The sequence below is a fragment of the Trebonia sp. genome (assembly GCF_030042015.1).
In the GTDB taxonomy this organism is placed as follows: Bacteria; Actinomycetota; Actinomycetes; order Streptosporangiales; family Streptosporangiaceae; genus Trebonia.
Genome location: NZ_JASIAL010000190.1, coordinates 1 through 15,179 on the forward strand (window position 1 = coordinate 1; position 15,179 = coordinate 15,179).

Genomic DNA, 15,179 nt, shown 5'->3' on the forward strand with positions numbered 1-15,179 from the left:
CTCGGCATCGTGAAGACCGGCAAGGAAGCAGACGTGTACCTCATCCGCCGGGGCGTGCCGGGCACGAGCTGGTCGTGCCTGCTCGCGGCGAAACGGTACCGCGAGACGCAGCACCGGCTGTTCCACCGGGACGCCGGCTACCTGGAGGGCCGCCGTACCCGCGACGTCAGGGAAAGCCGCGCGATGGCCAGCCGCACCGCGTTCGGCAAGGAGATGATCGCCAAACAGTGGGCGAACGCCGAGTTCGGTGCGCTGCGCGAGCTGTACGCCGCTAAGGTTCCCGTCCCCTACCCGGTGCAGATCACCGGGACCGAGGTGCTGCTTGAATTCATCGGCGACCCGGACGGCACCGCGGCGCCCCGGCCGGCCGAGACCCGCCCGGGGGGCACGGAGCTGGCCAGCCTGTGGGGCCAGCTCGTGCACGCCCTCGTCACGCTGGCCAGGCACGGGCTGGCGCACGGGGACATGTCCGCCTACAACCTGCTCGTGCACCACGGCAGGCTGGTGCTGATCGACCTGCCGCAGGTGGTCGACGTGATCTCCCATCCGAACGGGCGCTCGTTCCTCACCAGGGACGCCCGGAACACCGCGACGTGGTTCGCCGCCCGCGGGCTGGCCGCCGCGGACCCGGACAAGCTGGCGCGCCTCCTGCACCAGGAGGCGCGCCTGGAATGATCCCTCATACCTTCTGCTTGACCGTGATCTTGCCGTTCCGCATCGTGCCGAGCCGCTGGGCCCGGCGGGCGACGGTGCTGTCGTGGGTCACGATGATCAGCGTCAGGCCCTTTTGCTGCCACAGCTTCTCGAGCAGGCCGATGATCTCGTCGCGGGTGTCCTCGTCGAGGTTGCCTGTCGGCTCGTCGGCGAGCAGCACCTTGGGCTCCTTCACCAGCGCGCGGGCGATCGCCACGCGCTGCTGCTGACCGCCCGACAGCTCGCCCGGCAGGTGCCGCAGGCGGTCACCGAGCCCGACCGAGCTCAGCGCCTCGGCCGCGCGGGCACGCCGGGAGCCGTCGCTGACCCCGAGCGGGACCAGCGCGGTCTCCACGTTCTCCTGCGCGGACAGCGTGGGGATCAGGTTGAAGGTCTGGAAGATGAAGCCGATCGACTCGGCCCGCATCTTCGTCATCTGGGTTTCCCGCAGCCTCGTCAGCTCGCGCCCGTCGAAATCGACGGAGCCTGAGGTCGCCCGGTCGAGGCCGCCGAGGATCTGCAGCAGCGTGGTCTTGCCGTGCCCGGTCGGTCCCTGGATGGCCAGCCACTCGCCGTCGGGGATATCGAGGTCCACGCCGCGCAGCGCGTGGACTGTCCCGCGCCCCTTGGGGTAGTCCTTCGTGACACCCGTGAGCTTGTACATGACTTGTATTCTCCCTGGGATCCGGGTCAGGCGACCTTGGACAGTGCGTCGGCCGGGCGCAGCCGCGCCGCCCGCCAGCCGCCGAGCGAACCGGCGATCAGCCCGCCGAGGACTGCGAGGACCACCGCGGCGACCACCGCGGTGATCGTGACCGTCGCGGTCAGGTGGACTACCGCCGACGCCGGGTGCGCCGCGCTCGTGAACGCGCCGCGGAACGGGTTGCTGCCGCCCGTAGTGCTCCCGCCGGGGGCCGCGCCGCTGGTGGGGAACCCGCCGGCGCCGCCGCCGGGGAACCCGCCGGCGCCGGTGCCGCCGGCGCCGAAGAACCGGGCGCCGCCCGGCGTGGCCGAGCCCGTGACGCTGGACGCCAGGTCCGCGGTCAGCGGCCCGCTGAACTTGCCGACAAGCGCGGCGCCGAGGAAGCCGAGCCCGACGCCGATCGCCCCGCCGATGATCCCGACGGTGATCGACTCGCCCATGACCTGGCCGACGATCCGGCTGGTCTTCCAGCCGAGCGCCTTGAGCGTGCCGAACTCCCTGATGCGCCGCGTCACCGCGCTCATCGTGAGCAGGCTGGCCAGCAGGAACGCCGCGATGAGGACCGCGATCGCGAGCCACTTGCCGAGGTCATTGGCCAGCGTCGCAGCGCTGGACAGCGACCCGGTGACCTCGCTGGCCAGCGTGTTCTGGTCGGTGATGGTCGAGCCAGGCACGTCCTTGGAAATCGTGCCCGCCAGCGAGTTGATGTCCGAGGAGCTGCTCGCCGCGACGTAGATCGTGTTGACGTCGTTCTTCATGTCGGCGAGCGTCTGCGCGACGCCTAGCGGGATGTACACGTCGGCCGGGGTGTCGCCCGCGGGCTCGCTGACGAGCCCGACGATCTTGAAGTTGGTCGCCTTGCTCTTGGAGTCACCGATCGCGATCGTGTCGCCGACCTTCAGCTTGTTCGACGTGGCGTAGCTCGCGTCGACCAGCGCGACGTCGGACGACTCGTCGGCCGTGGTGAAGGTCCGCCCCGAGCTGATCTTGCCGGTGCTGAGCGGGCCGAGCTCGCCGTTGGCGATGTCCACGCCGTTCACGATGAAGCTGTTGCTGTCGATGCTGACGTGGAAGCTGCTCGGGTTGCTGCTGCCGCTGCTGCTGCTGCCGCCGGTGCCGAAGAACCCGCCGCTGCTGCCGCTGCTGCCGCTGTTGTTGAAGTTGATCGCAGGCACCGTGCCGCTGGTGGTCCGGTCGGTCAGCGTCAGCCCGCCAGCCGCCGCGGCCACGTCCTGCAGCCTGGCGATGTCGGTCACGTAGGTAGAGCTGAGGGACGACAGCGTGATGTCGCTGGTGAGCGTGTTGTCGTCGATCTTGGTGCCGGCCTTGGGCCGGGACTTCGACCCGATTCCCTGGGTGAAGCTGAACCCGAACCCGCCGCCGCCGCTGGTGCTGGTGGTCGGGGCCTTGGTCACGGTGATGTCCGTGCCCACGCCGTACAGCGAGTGCAGGACGGAGGCCTGGGCGTTCTTGACCCCGGCGGACGCCGCGGTCACCGTGATCACCAGGCCGATTCCCAATGCCAGGCCTATTGCTATGAAAAGGGCCTGGCGCATGCGGCGTCGCAGCTCGCGCCATAGGTACGTGAAGAACATCGGACTCCTCAACGGACTCAGCTTTAGTGGCGGCGCGGGTTCGCCGCGCAGGGAACAACCGCCCCGCGCCCGCGGCCGCGCCATTTCACAGCTTGGCGGGCTTACCTGAGGGGTCGCTGAATGGGAACTGCGAACAAGCAGGAATCCGCGGCGCTTGCTAGCTTTCGCGCAGGGCCCGGATTCCCTCTTTCAGTGAGCTCATCGTGGCGATGACGGCCGACGGCTCGTAGCCGCAGTGCGCCATGCAGTTCGCGCACCGCGGGTCCTTGCCACGCCCGTACTTGTCCCAGTCGGTCGTCTCGACAAGCTCCCTGTAGGTCGGGACGTAGCCGTCGGACATCAGGTAGCAGGGCTTTTGCCAGCCGAACAGCGAGTACGACGGGATCGACCACGCCGTGCACTCGTACTCGACCTTGCCCTCGAGGAAGTCCAGGAACAGCGGCGTGTGCATCAGGCGCCACCGCTTGCGGCGGCCGTCCGCGAACGCCTTGCGGAACATCTCGCGGGTCTCTTCCACGCCGAGGAAGTGCTCCTGGTCCGGTGCCTTCTCGTAGGCGTAGCCCGGCGAGATCTGCATGTCGTCGACCTTCAGGTCGTCGTTGAGGAAGTTCAGCACGTCGATGACGGTCTGCGGCGTGTCGGTGTTGAAGAACGTGGTGTTCGTGTTGACCTTGAACCCGCGCTCCTGCGCCATCTTGATCGCCGCCACGGCCTGGTCGAACACGCCTTCCTTGGAGACCGACTCGTCGTGCCGCTCGCGCAGCCCGTCGATGTGCACCACCCAGCGGAAGTACGCCGACGGGGTGAACTTGTCGAGCTTCTTCGGCAGCAGCAGCGCGTTCGTGCACAGGAACACGAACTTCTTGCGCTTGATCAGTTCGGCCACGATCACTTCGATCTGCGGGTGCATCAGCGGCTCGCCGCCGGCGATCGACACCATCGGCGCGCCGGATTCCTCGATGGCCGCGATCGCCTGCTCCACGGGCATCCGCTGCTTCAGCACCGAGGCCGGGTGCTGGATCTTGCCGCAGCCGGCGCACTTGAGGTTGCAGGCAAAAAGCGGCTCAAGCTCGACGAGCAGCGGGAACTTCTTGTTGCCCGACAGCTTCTGCTTCATCAGGTGCGCCCCGATGCGCATGCTGACGCGAAATGGCATAGACATTAGCCTCGTACCTCCCTGGGCAGGCCGAACTGGACAGATTCGGTTGTGGTGACCCGCTCGGCCACCGTGACCGCGCCAAGCCCGGACAGCGCGGAGATGATCTCGCTGACCACCGCGGGGGGCGCCGACGCCCCGGCGGTCAGCCCGACCACGGAAACGCCGGACAGCCAGGACAGCTCGATGTCCGCGGCGCCGTCGATCAGGTAGGCGGGCGTGCCCGCCCGCTGGGAGCGCTCCACCAGCCGCACCGAGTTGGAGGAGTTCTTCGAACCCGCGACGAGCACGAGATCCGCGTCCTGCGCGACCGCGTGCACCGCCGCCTGCCTGTTCGTGGTGGCGTAGCAGATGTCGTCGCTGCCCGGGGCGCGCGTCTGCGGGAACCGTTCGTGCAGCGCCGCGGCCACGTCGGCGGCCTCGTCCACGGCGAGCGTGGTCTGCATCAGGTAGGCGACCTTGTCCGGGTCCCGCGGCCGCAGCGCGGCGACGTCAGCGACGGTCTGCACGAGCACCGTCGATTCGGGCGCCTCGCCGAGGGTGCCTTCCACTTCCTCGTGCCCGGCATGCCCGATCAGCGCGACCGTGTAGCCCTCGCGGGCGAACCGGCGCGCCTCGGCGTGCACCTTCGACACCAGCGGGCAGGTCGCGTCGATCACCGACAGCCCGCGGCCCGACGCGGCGTCCCGCACCGCGGGCGACACCCCGTGCGCGGAGAACACCACGGTCGCGCCGTCCGGCACCTCGTCAAGCTCGTCGACGAACACCGCCCCGCGCTGTTCCAGGTCGGCGACCACGCGGGTGTTGTGCACGATCTGCTTGCGCACGTACACGGGCGCGCCGCGCAGGTCAAGCGCCCGCTCGACGATCTCGATGGCGCGCTCGACCCCGGCGCAGAACGACCGCGGCCCGGCGAGCAGCACCGTCCGCTGCGCGCACGCTGCGGCCCACCGCTCGGCGACCGGCGCGGCGAGCCGCAGCGACCGCAGCGCCGCCAGCCCGCCGCTGACGATCCCTGGCCCGACGCCGACGTCGGAGACCGCCCTGATCACGGCCACCGGCCGCCCGTCGGCGGCGCCCACGAGCACGGCCGACTCCATGTCGGCCGCGAGGTAGCCCTGGGCGGCGAGCTTGGCGCGCTGCGAAGACCGCACCAGCGAGGGGACGGTGGCCAGCTTCCCCGGCCGCGCCGGCAGCCCCGCCCGCCGCAGTTCCGCCGCGAGCAGCTCGGCGCCGGGCAGCGAGACCGTGCCGCTGGCGTCGGTCACCTCGGCGGCGACGACGAGGTCTCCCGGCTTGAGGTCCGGGCAGACGCCCGCGGCCGTGCCCATCACGATCAGCGCGCCGAACGAATCCGGCTTGCTCTCCCGGACAGCCTTCGCCGCGCGGGTGGCGCCCATGCCGGTGCGCTGCACGCGGCTGGCCGGGTCGCGCAGGCCGCGGCGCACCGCGTTGGCCTCAAGCCGCAGCGGCGCGAGCACCACAAGGCCCGCGGTCGCGCCGGCGGGCTCGGCGGTGTCAGCCGCGCCGGCGGTCCTTGGCTGCGGGATCGTCTCGGTCATGACTCGTACCTCACATATCGGCCGAGCGCGCTGACGGGGAAGGCCAGGCGGTACAGGTGGTAGTTCAGGTAGAAGTCGCCAGGAAAGCCGGTCCCCGTGAACTGCGGCTCGTCCCAGGTACCGTCGGGCCGCTGGGTGGCGGCCAGCCAGCGGACGCCGCGCGTGACGGCCGCGGTGTCCCGCTCGCCCGCGGCGAGCAGCGCGAGCAGCGCCCAGGCGGTCTGCGAGGCGGTGGAGGCGCCCTTGCCCGACCAGCCCGCCGGATCGTCGTAGGAGCGCAGGTCCTCGCCCCAGCCGCCGTCGGCGTTCTGGTGCGCCTGCAGCCAGCCGACCGCGCGGCGGATCTGCGGCTTGCCCGGCTTGACCCCGGCGGCGATCAGCGCGGGCACGACGGCGCCGGTGCCGTAGATGTAGTTGGCGCCCCAGCGGCCGAACCACGACCCGTCGCTTTCCTGGTTGCGCAGCAGCCAGACCACGCCGCGGCGGCAGGCCAGTTCGCCGGCCAGGCCCTCGGCGGCGAAGGCCTCCACGATGTGCGCGGTGACGTCGGCGCTCGGCGGGTCGATGACCGCGCCGAAGTCGCAGAACGGCAGCCTGGTCACCAGCTCGCGGGTGTTGTCCGCGTCGAACGCGCCCCAGCCGCCGTCCTTGCACTGCATCCCTTCCAGCCAGCGCAGCCCCCGGTTGATGGCCTGACGGCCGTCAACCGCGGTGCGCCGCAGCGCCAGGATCACCTCGGCGGTGTCGTCGGTGTCGGCGTAGTTGTCGTTGTCGAACTCGAACGCCCAGCCGCCGGGTGGCGTGTGCGGACGGCGGACCTGCCAGTCCCCGCGCTGGCGTATCTCCTCGCCGAGCACCCACCGCGCGGCGCGGGTCAGCGCCGGGTGGCCGGCCGGCAGGCCGGCGTCGGCGAGCGCGGTCATCGTCAGCACGGTGTCCCACACAGGGGACTGGCACGCCTCCAGGCGGCGGGTGCCGTTCTCCCTGATCGTGAACCGCTCCAGGCCCGCGACCCCCTTCTTCATGACCGGGTGGTCCAGGCCGAAGCCCAGCAGGTTAAGCCCCATGAGCGAGTACACCCACGGCGGCTGGATGCCGCCCCAGCAGCCGTCGGCCTCCTGGCGGGCGATGATCCAGTCCGCGCAGCGGCGCAGCGCGGCGCGCCTGGCCCGCCCGGGGATCCGGACCTTGTGCAGCGCCTTGTCCAGGCCGGTGAAGAACAGTGACCAGGGGTCGTGTTGGCCGGCCTTTCCCGGCAGCCCGGGGACCTTGGCGTGCAGCTCACCGATCGTGAACGGGACCGGCCTGGCGGGCTTGAACGACGCGACGACGGCGAGGGCGACGATCGTCTGCCTCGCCCAGCAGCCCCAGTCGTAGATGTTCAGCGGGAACCACGACGGCAGGTAGATGATCTCCGGCGGGATCACCGGCAGGTCGTCCCAGGACCACAGGCCGGACAGGGCCAGCCAGATCCGGGTGAACACCCGGGTCGCCGTCACGCCGCCGCTGTCGGTGATCGCGTCGGCGGCGAGCTTCATGTGCGGCGCGTCGGGCTCGTCGCCGGCCAGCCGCAGGGCGACGTAGGCCTCGACGGTCGTTGACAGGTCGGCGGGGCCGCCGAAGAAGTTCGCCCAGGTGCCGTCCGCGCGCTGCTTGCTCCTGATCCAGCCTGCCGACTCGGCCGCGAGCTCGGGGGTGAGGATGCCGAGGAAGTGACGAAGCAGCAGGTCTTCCGCGTCCATGGTGACGTTCGTCTCGAGCTCGCCCTGCCACCACCCGCCGGGGTCCTGCAGGCCGAGCAGGTGGTCACGCGCCCGCGCAAGCGCGGCGGCCGCGACGTCGCTGACCGTGGCGTCCTCCGTGACTGTGACCTTCACCACTGCCTGGCCGTGATGAACTCCGCGATCGCCATGAACTCGGCGCGCACGTCGGCGGACACGCCGATGCCGTCCAGGCTGTCGGCGGCGGCGGCCAGCCGCTGGTCGGCCTCCTGTTCGGCCCACTGCCTGCCGCCGGCCGCGACCACGAGGTCGGCCGCGCGGGTCAGGTCGTCCTCGGTGAGCTCGCCGCTGCTGGCCAGGATCTGCGCCAGTTCCCTGGCGGCCGGCGTCCCGCTGGTCAGGGCCGCGACCACGGGCAGCGACTTCTTGCGGGCGCGCAGGTCGGAGCGGACCGGCTTGCCTGTCACCTCAGGCGCGCCCCAGATGCCGAGCAGGTCGTCGGTCAGCTGGAACGCCAGGCCCACGTGCCCGCCGAACTCCGCCAGGCCCATCGCCATCTCCGGCGGCGCGCCCACGTGCACCGCGCCGATCGTGCAGGCGCAGGCCATCAGCGCGGCCGTCTTGTCGCCTGCCATCTGCAGGCACTCGGCCAGCGTCACGTCGCCGCGCTTCTCGAACGCCAGGTCCTCGCCCTGCCCGGCGATCAGCCGCTGCACGGCGGTGGACAGGCAGCGCGCCGCCCAGGGGCCGCCCGGCGCCATCTCCTCGAGCAGCAGGTCGTTGGCGAGCGCCAGCATCGCGTCCCCGACGAGGATCGCGGCGCCGACGCCGAACACCGTCCACGCTGTCGGCCGGTGCCGCCGCTCGGTGTCGCCGTCCATGATGTCGTCGTGCAGCAGCGAGAAGTTGTGCACGAGCTCGACCGCGACCGCGGGGGTCACGCCGCGCTCCGGGGCCGCGCCGGCGGCGCGGGCGGACAGCAGGGCGAGCGCGGGGCGCAGCGCCTTGCCGCTGCCCACGCGGACTGGGTTGCCGTCCGCGTCGGCGAGGCCGTAGTGATACGCGGCGACCCGTCGCACGCCAGGGCTGAGCCGGCTGAGCGCGGCCTCCGTCGCCGGTCCAACCAGGTCACGCGCCACGGCGACACCGGCAGGCATCACGACCGTCACGAGCGCACCCCCTTTACTCTCGCGTTGCTCACTTGATTCACGGCATCCTCGACAATTCCTGGCACATGCCCATTCGATCCCGGTGGGGAGGGAGGGGCGCCGTCCGCGGGGGACGGGTCGTTCGCGTCCGCGGGGGGCGGGGCTCTGTCCGCCCGGGGCGGGTCGTTCGCGTCCGCCGGGGACGCGGCTCTGCCGTCCGCGCGGGGCCGGATGTGCGCGCCGGGCCGGGTGGCGGTTCCCTCCAGCGCCTCGCGCAGGGCGAGCACGGCGTTTAGGCCGCTGCGCACGGCGCCCTCCATCGTGTCCGGCCAGCCGGTGTCGGTCCACGACCCGGCGAGCACCAGGCCGGGCAGCGCGGTCGCCGGCTTCGGGCGCAGCCGCGCGGTCCCCGGCACCTGGCGGAACGTCGCCCGCCGCTCCCTGGTGACGAAAAACTCCGTCACGGTTGCCTCGCGCGCGGCCGGGAACAGCTCGGCCAGCGCGGGGACGAACTGCTCGCGCAGCGCCGCCGCCGGGACGTCCACGTGCTCATCCGCCGCCGACAGCGAGATCGCCAGGTACTGCCCGTCGTCGCCGCGGGCGTGCATGCCGGAGATCCGCGTGCGGTCGAAGACCCACTGCACCGGCGAGTCCACCGCCGCCGCGAACGGCACGTCCATGACCTTCCTGTCGTAGATCACGTGCACGTTCACGATCGGCGCGGCGCCGAGCCCGGCCCAGCCATCGACGGTCGCGGCGGGCAGCGCGCCCGCGGGAACCAGCTTCGCGGCCGCCTCGTGCGGCACCGCGAGCACCACGGCGTCGGCGGCGATGACCTCGTCCGGGTCCTGCGCGCGGGCGATCCGCACCCCGAACGCGGCGCCGCCCTGCTTCGCGTCGATCGCGGCGGCCTTGGCGTTCACCCGCACGGTGGCGCCGAGCTTGCCGAGCAGCCGCGCCGCGGCCGCGCCGTGCAGCTCGCCGAGCGACAGCGCGGGCACGCCGATGTCGGCGGCGCCCGCGCCGCCGAGCAGCCCGGTGCGCACCACCGTGGCGGCCAGCGCCAGCGAGCCCTCGTCGCCTGGGACGTTCAGCGAGGAGACAGAAAACAGGTCCCACAGCGCGCGGCGCGCCCGCTCGTCCTGGCCGTGCGCGGCGAGCCAGTCACCGAACCGCACCTCGTCCGTCGCCGGGTCCGCCGGGTCGACGCGGCGCATGGCGAGGGCTGCCGCAGGCACCCGGGATCGTTCGGGATAGGAAAGCAGCGGGTACCTGGCCAGGGCCGGCAGCATATGCAGGGGGGCGGGGAGCCGGTTCCTGCGCAGCCTGGTGCGGCGGGCCGGGGTGAGGACGGTCACGTCGAAGCGGGCCTGCAGGGGCGCGTGGACGGCCATGCCGAGTCGGTCGAGCAGGCCGCGGTAGGCCGTGCAGCAGCGCAGGTACACGTGCTGGCCGGTGTCCACCACCAGGCCGTCCCTGCTGAACGACATCGTGGCGCCGCCAAGCCGCGGCTTTGCCTCGAGCAGCGTGACGTCCGCGCCGGCCTGGCCCAGGGCGATCGCGGCGGTGATCCCGGCCAGCCCGCCGCCGATCACGACCGCCCTCACCTGGCTGCCTCCCTGCGCGTCTTCCAGCGGTCGACGCCCGTGAGCGCCTGGGCGGCGACCAGCGCCTTCTCCCCGGCAGGCAGCGACATCCGGCCGACCAGCACGGCGTTCGGCTGGCGGGCGATGCGCTCGAGCAGGCGCCGGTAGATGCCCGCCATCGCGCCGGTGCACGCGGCGCTGCGCCGGTCGATGGTCGCGAGCAGCCGCATTCCCGACGCGTACCACTCACGGGCGCGCGCCGCCTCGAACTCCACCAGGCTCGCGAAGCGTGCCTGCTGGGCGTCGGTCTGGAACGGCTCGGGCTGGCCGAGCGTGAGCTCGCAGCCGAACTTGGCCAGGTCCTCGGCCGGCAGGTACACGCGGCCGTTGAGGTAGTCCTCGCGGACGTCGCGCAAGATGTTGGTGAGCTGCAGCGCGACGCCCAGGTCGTCGGCCATGCGGTTCTGCCTGCCGGGGTCCCGCGCGCCGTAGATGCCAAGCGAGAGGCGGCCGATCGAGCCGGCCACGCAGCGGCAGTACCAGAGCAGGTCCTCGAAGGTCTGGTAGCTGGCCTGGCTGACGTCGGCCAGGCAGCCGTCGATCAGCTCGCCGAACGCGGCCAGCGGAACAGGGAACCGCCGGCCGGCGTCCGCGAGCGCGGTGAGCACGGGGTCGTCGGGGTCCAGCGGGTCAGCGTGGCTGCCGGCCGCGGAGTTATCGGCAGCGCTGTTAGCGGCCGCGCTGTTATCGGCCGCGGCGACGAGGGCGTGCACCTGAGCCCGCGCCGCCTCGAGCCTGGCCGCCTTGTCCTGCGGCGGCAGGTCGCCGTCGCCGATGTCGTCGATCCGCCGGGCGAACGCGTACACCGCGGCGAGCGCCCGCCGCTTGGGCGGCGGCAGCAGCCGGATGCCGTAGGCGAAGTTGCGCGCCTGCGACCAGGTGATCCGCTCGCACTCGGAGTACGCCTCGTCCGCGTCCACGCTCACCTCCCCCTGACGTAGCAGCTGACCATGTTCCGCAGCGTGGCGGCCTTGCCCGGCTTCGGCGTCCGGCGCAGCACGTCATAGCCCGCCGCGGCGATGGCCGCGAGCGCCGCGCGCCCCCCGGCCACGTAGCCCGAGATCGCGAGCCTGGCCGCGCCCTTCAGCGTGCCTGCCAGCGGGGCGCCCGCGTCGAGGAGCGCCCTCGCCCGGTTCGTCTCGAATGTCATCAGCGTGACGACGTCCGGGCTGGCGGCCGGCCTGGCCAGGTCGGCCTCGGTGACGTTGCAGCGGGCCAGGTCTTCGCGCGGCAGGTAGATCCGGCCGTTGCCCAGGTCCTCGGCCACGTCCTGCCAGTGCTCGATGAGCTGCAGGGCCGTGCAGATGCTATCCGACAGGCGCAGCCGCTCCGGCGTGGCCGCGCCGACGATGTACAGGACGACCTGGCCGACCGGGTTCGCGGACAGCTCGCAGTACTTCGCCAGGTCCGCGTACGTCTCGTAGCGGCTGACCAGCTGGTCCTGGCGATTGGCCTGGATGAGGTCGTCGAACGGCTGCCGCGGGATGTTGTTCGCGTCGATGGTCCGCTGCAGCGCGCGGATCGCGGGCAGTTCCGGCCGGCCGCCGTCGTAGATCGTCGCGACGTCGCGCTTGAGGTCGTCGAGCAGGCGAAGCCGGGTGGCCCGGATTGCCTGCGGGCTCGCGTCCGCGGGCATGCCAGGCAGCGGCTCGTCGCCGATGTCGTCGACCAGGCGAGCGAACCCGTACAGCGCCGTGAGGTCGGCCCGCCAGGCACGCGGCAGCACGCGAAGGGCTACAGGGAAGTTCTCCCGACAGGCCTTCGCCGCGACCGCCAGCGAGACCTGCGCCGCGACCGCCATGCCAGGCGCGGGCGCCTCCTCGTCCAGGTCGCTGGCCCCTGCCCGGCTGCCCAATCCACTGCCAGCCACCTGTCTATTTGCGCACAGGTCACAAACAATTGCAAACAATGACGCTTGCGTCACATGACGCCGATGTCGGAGAACGGCGGCCGGTAAGCCGGCGGAACTGGCATGGCAAGCGGCCGGCCCGGCGCATTGCGCTCCTAAATTGGTTTGCAACAGCTAATGCCGATATGCTAAGGAATCCCTAAAGACTCACAGGCAACGCGCTGACCTGCGCGGATCGTGCTCTTGTTATCGGCCGATAGGTGACGTGCGCGTCATGTTCCGGTAACTCGCGGGGATGCGGCCCGCGGGTTAGCCGAGCCGATTTCGGCACGTGTTCACCTGGGCCGCGCGGAATTGCGGGCCTGGACACACGACGGAAACAATCCGGGCGGACACCGACGGCGCTATGAGCGCCAGATGAGGACAAGGGCGCAGTCGTCGGCGCTGCCGATGGCACGCTGCATGGCGGTGACGAGTTCCGGCGCGCCTGTCCTGAAGCCGGCGACCACGAGCCGTTCGGCCTCGCCGAGCAGCCGTTCGATGCCCTCGTCGATGTCCCGGCGCGGCGCCTCCACCAGCCCGTCCGTGTAGAGCATGATCGCGTCGCCGCGGCGGAGCACGCCCTTGTCCGGGATGTCGGGGACGCTGGCCAGGTCGGGGACGACCCCGAGCACGATCCCGCGCGCCCTGCTGACCTGCCACCGGCCGGTGTTCGCGTCGAAGCGCACCGCCGGCGGGTGCCCGGCCGAGGACAGCGTGTACTCGCCGGACACGAGGTCGACCGCGAGGTGCACCGCGGTCACGAACCCCTCGGGGGCCCTGCCGCGGCGCAGGTACGCGTTGCAGGCGGGCAGGAACGAATCCCTTGGGACCGAGCCGAGCACGCCGCCGAACGCGCCGGAAAGCAGCAGCGCCCTGGTGGCCGCGTCCATCCCCTTGCCGGACACGTCGACGAGCGCGACCTCGAGCGAGCTGCCCTCGCAGCTCGAGACCACGAAGTCGCCGCCGAACGACGAGCCGCCGGCCGGCCGCAGCACGACCGTCGAGCCCCAGCCCTCGCCAAGCTCGGGCAGCGTGCCCTGCGCGCGGATGCGGTCCCGCAGTTCGATCATCATCCGGTCCGCGCGCAGCCCGCGGGTGCCAAGCTTGCCCCTGGTCCTGGCCAGCACGTCAGCGAAGAACGCGGTGACCACGATCGTGGCGACGATCCCCGCCCCCGCCTTGTCCTTGACCACGTCGTAGGCGACGCCGATCCCCGCGATGACGAACAGGATCCGCAGCGCCCGCGGCCACAGCAGCAAGCCGCCGCACAGGATCGGCAGGATCATCACCCCGGGCGAGAACCACCACACGGACACGTGCACGGCCGCTACGGCGATCACCACGGTGACCAGGGTGAGGCCGAACGCGACCCGCCGGTTCCTGGTGATGAACTGCTGCCGGGCCTGGTCGCTGAGCCATCCCCCCGCAGCACGCAGCTTGCGCATCACTGTGCGCGTGAGTCCGGCGGGTGAGCGAACAACCATGACGGGCGCAGGGTATCCGCTAATCGTTGTCGCCGCACGCGGCGCCACGCTCCTGCCGGGCCGCTGCCGTCCGCCGTCTGCGAAATCGGTTGACGTCCGGCGGGTCTGGCAGGATAAGAAGGCGACCATGGCAGACCCGTATCCAATCCGCCCGGTCACCGGCGATGAGCTGGCTGCCTTCCACGCCGTGGCCGAGCACGCGTTCCACGCCGGCCCGCCGCCAGAGCGCGACCTGCCGCTGCTCGGCCGCCTCTTCGAGGCGGACCGATCGCTGGCGGCGTTCGACCCGGCACTGCCCGCCAGCGCCGGGCCGGTCGGCACGGCGGGCGCGTACGGCTTCCCGATGTGCGTGCCCGGCGGGGTCGTGCCGACCGCCGGCGTCACCGCCGTGGCGGTGCTTCCCACGTACCGGCGGCGTGGCATCCTGCGCTCGCTCATGCGCCGTCAGCTTGCCGGCATCGCCGCCAGGGGCGAACCGATCGCGGCGCTGTGGGCCTCGGAGACGCCGCTGTACGGACGGTACGGATACGGCCGGGCGTCGACCCACGCGTCGTTCCGGTTCCTGCGCGGCGAGGGCGCGCTCGCGCTGCCCGCGCCGTCCGACCCCGGACTGCGGCTGCGCATCGCCACGCCGGCCGCGGTCCCCGCCGAGCTCGCTAAGGTCTACGACACCGTGCTGGCGTCCCAGCCGGGCTTCTTCGCCAGGAACGATGCCTGGTGGGAGCGGGTGCTCAAGGACCCGCCCGAGGAGCGGAACGGCTTCAGCCCGCTGCGCTGCCTGCTCGCCGAGGACGTGTCGGGCCCGCGCGGCTACGCGCTCTACGCCGGGCACGGCCGCTGGGATGAAGCCACGTTCCTGCCCGACGCCGTGATCGTCGTCAGGGAGCTGATCGCGGCGGACCCGGCCGCCGGCGCGGCGCTGTGGCGCGACCTGCTCAGCCGCGACCTGGTATCGGAGGTCATCGCGCGGCTGCGGCCGTCCGACGACCCGGTGCTGTACCAGCTGCTCGACCCGCGCCGGGCACGGGCGCAGGTCGCGGACGGGCTGTGGGTGCGGGTCGTCGACCTGCCGCAGGCGCTGACCGCCCGCCGGTACTGCTGCCCGGTCGACGTCGTGCTCGAGGTCACCGACGAACTGCTGCCCGCCAACGCGGGCCGCTGGCGGCTGCGCGCCGGCGGGGCGCTCCCGGTCCCGGCCCCGGCCGGCGGCGCGACCTGCGAGCGGACAGCCGATCCGGCCGACGTCGCGCTCGACATCCGCGAGCTCGGCGCCGCCTACCTTGGCGGCACCAGGATCGGCTCGCTCGCCGCGGCCGGGCTGGTCACCGAACTGCGGGCCGGCGCCCTGGCGCCGCTGTCCGCCGCGATGTCGTGGGACCCGGCCCCCTGGTGCCCGCGGATCTTCTGACCGACACTGGATGAATGGCGAGCATGAAAGTCACGCTGAGTGCCGCGATGCGGGCCAGGGACGTGTCGCGTCCGCGGCCCGATCAGCTGGCCGGGGCCGCCGCGCGCGAGGAGCCGGCGTCCGCCGAACGCGGCGGTCCGCCGCCCGGTGGCCCCGGCCCCGGCCCCCGCGA

At 72.2% G+C, this 15,179-nt stretch carries 12 protein-coding genes; 2 read left to right on the forward strand and 10 right to left on the reverse strand.

The genetic code is table 11. From position 1 onward, the window contains the following. The coding region (locus Q1N79_RS09710) for a serine protein kinase RIO (protein ID WP_300607104.1) at positions 1-675 on the forward strand (675 nt) is incomplete at its 5' end. Positions 676-679: 4 nt separating this feature from the next. Here Q1N79_RS09710 and Q1N79_RS09715 read toward each other — a convergent pair. The 10 genes from Q1N79_RS09715 to Q1N79_RS09760 form a co-directional block, all read right to left on the reverse strand. Continuing rightward, on the reverse strand, positions 680-1,357 hold the full coding sequence (locus tag Q1N79_RS09715; protein WP_300607107.1) for an ABC transporter ATP-binding protein: 678 nt from the start codon (positions 1,355-1,357) through the stop codon (positions 680-682). A 26-nt stretch (positions 1,358-1,383) separates the two neighbouring features. Then, positions 1,384-2,991 carry an ABC transporter permease gene (locus Q1N79_RS09720; protein ID WP_300607109.1) on the reverse strand — a complete coding sequence of 536 codons (1,608 nt, stop codon included), beginning with the start codon at positions 2,989-2,991 and terminating at the stop codon, positions 1,384-1,386. 157 nt (positions 2,992-3,148) lie between these two features. Further along, a complete protein-coding gene (gene hpnH, locus Q1N79_RS09725; protein ID WP_300607112.1) occupies positions 3,149-4,147 on the reverse strand; it encodes an adenosyl-hopene transferase HpnH in 999 nt (332 codons plus the stop codon). Positions 4,148-4,152: 5 nt separating this feature from the next. After that, positions 4,153-5,709 carry a 4-hydroxy-3-methylbut-2-enyl diphosphate reductase gene (gene ispH, locus Q1N79_RS09730; RefSeq protein ID WP_300607115.1) on the reverse strand — a complete coding sequence of 519 codons (1,557 nt, stop codon included), beginning with the start codon at positions 5,707-5,709 and terminating at the stop codon, positions 4,153-4,155. Beyond that, the gene (gene shc, locus Q1N79_RS09735; RefSeq protein ID WP_300607118.1) at positions 5,706-7,586 is read right to left on the reverse strand and encodes a squalene--hopene cyclase; all 1,881 of its coding nucleotides are present in this window, start codon (positions 7,584-7,586) and stop codon (positions 5,706-5,708) included. Before shc ends, ispH begins: the two co-directional genes overlap by 4 nt. Then, entirely contained in the window at positions 7,583-8,599 is a 1,017-nt protein-coding gene (locus Q1N79_RS09740; RefSeq protein WP_300607121.1) for a polyprenyl synthetase family protein, read from the reverse strand. Before Q1N79_RS09740 ends, shc begins: the two co-directional genes overlap by 4 nt. After that, positions 8,596-10,185 (reverse strand): hydroxysqualene dehydroxylase HpnE, encoded by a 1,590-nt coding sequence (gene hpnE, locus Q1N79_RS09745; RefSeq protein ID WP_300607124.1) that lies wholly within the window; start codon positions 10,183-10,185, stop codon positions 8,596-8,598. The genes Q1N79_RS09740 and hpnE overlap by 4 nt, the downstream gene beginning before the upstream one ends. Beyond that, on the reverse strand, positions 10,182-11,144 hold the full coding sequence (locus tag Q1N79_RS09750) for a squalene/phytoene synthase family protein (protein ID WP_300607127.1): 963 nt from the start codon (positions 11,142-11,144) through the stop codon (positions 10,182-10,184). The genes hpnE and Q1N79_RS09750 overlap by 4 nt, the downstream gene beginning before the upstream one ends. 2 nt (positions 11,145-11,146) lie before the next feature. Next, positions 11,147-12,094, reverse strand: coding sequence for a squalene synthase HpnC (gene hpnC / locus Q1N79_RS09755; RefSeq protein ID WP_300607130.1), 948 nt, complete (start codon positions 12,092-12,094; stop codon positions 11,147-11,149). Positions 12,095-12,477: 383 nt separating this feature from the next. Continuing rightward, positions 12,478-13,560: a PP2C family protein-serine/threonine phosphatase gene (locus Q1N79_RS09760; RefSeq protein ID WP_300607132.1), complete on the reverse strand. Its 1,083-nt coding sequence runs from the start codon at positions 13,558-13,560 to the stop codon at positions 12,478-12,480. 166 nt (positions 13,561-13,726) lie between these two features. Between Q1N79_RS09760 and Q1N79_RS09765 the strand changes: the two genes are divergently transcribed. Next, positions 13,727-15,007: a GNAT family N-acetyltransferase gene (locus tag Q1N79_RS09765; RefSeq protein ID WP_300607135.1), complete on the forward strand. Its 1,281-nt coding sequence runs from the start codon at positions 13,727-13,729 to the stop codon at positions 15,005-15,007. The last annotated feature ends 172 nt before the right edge of the window (positions 15,008-15,179 follow it).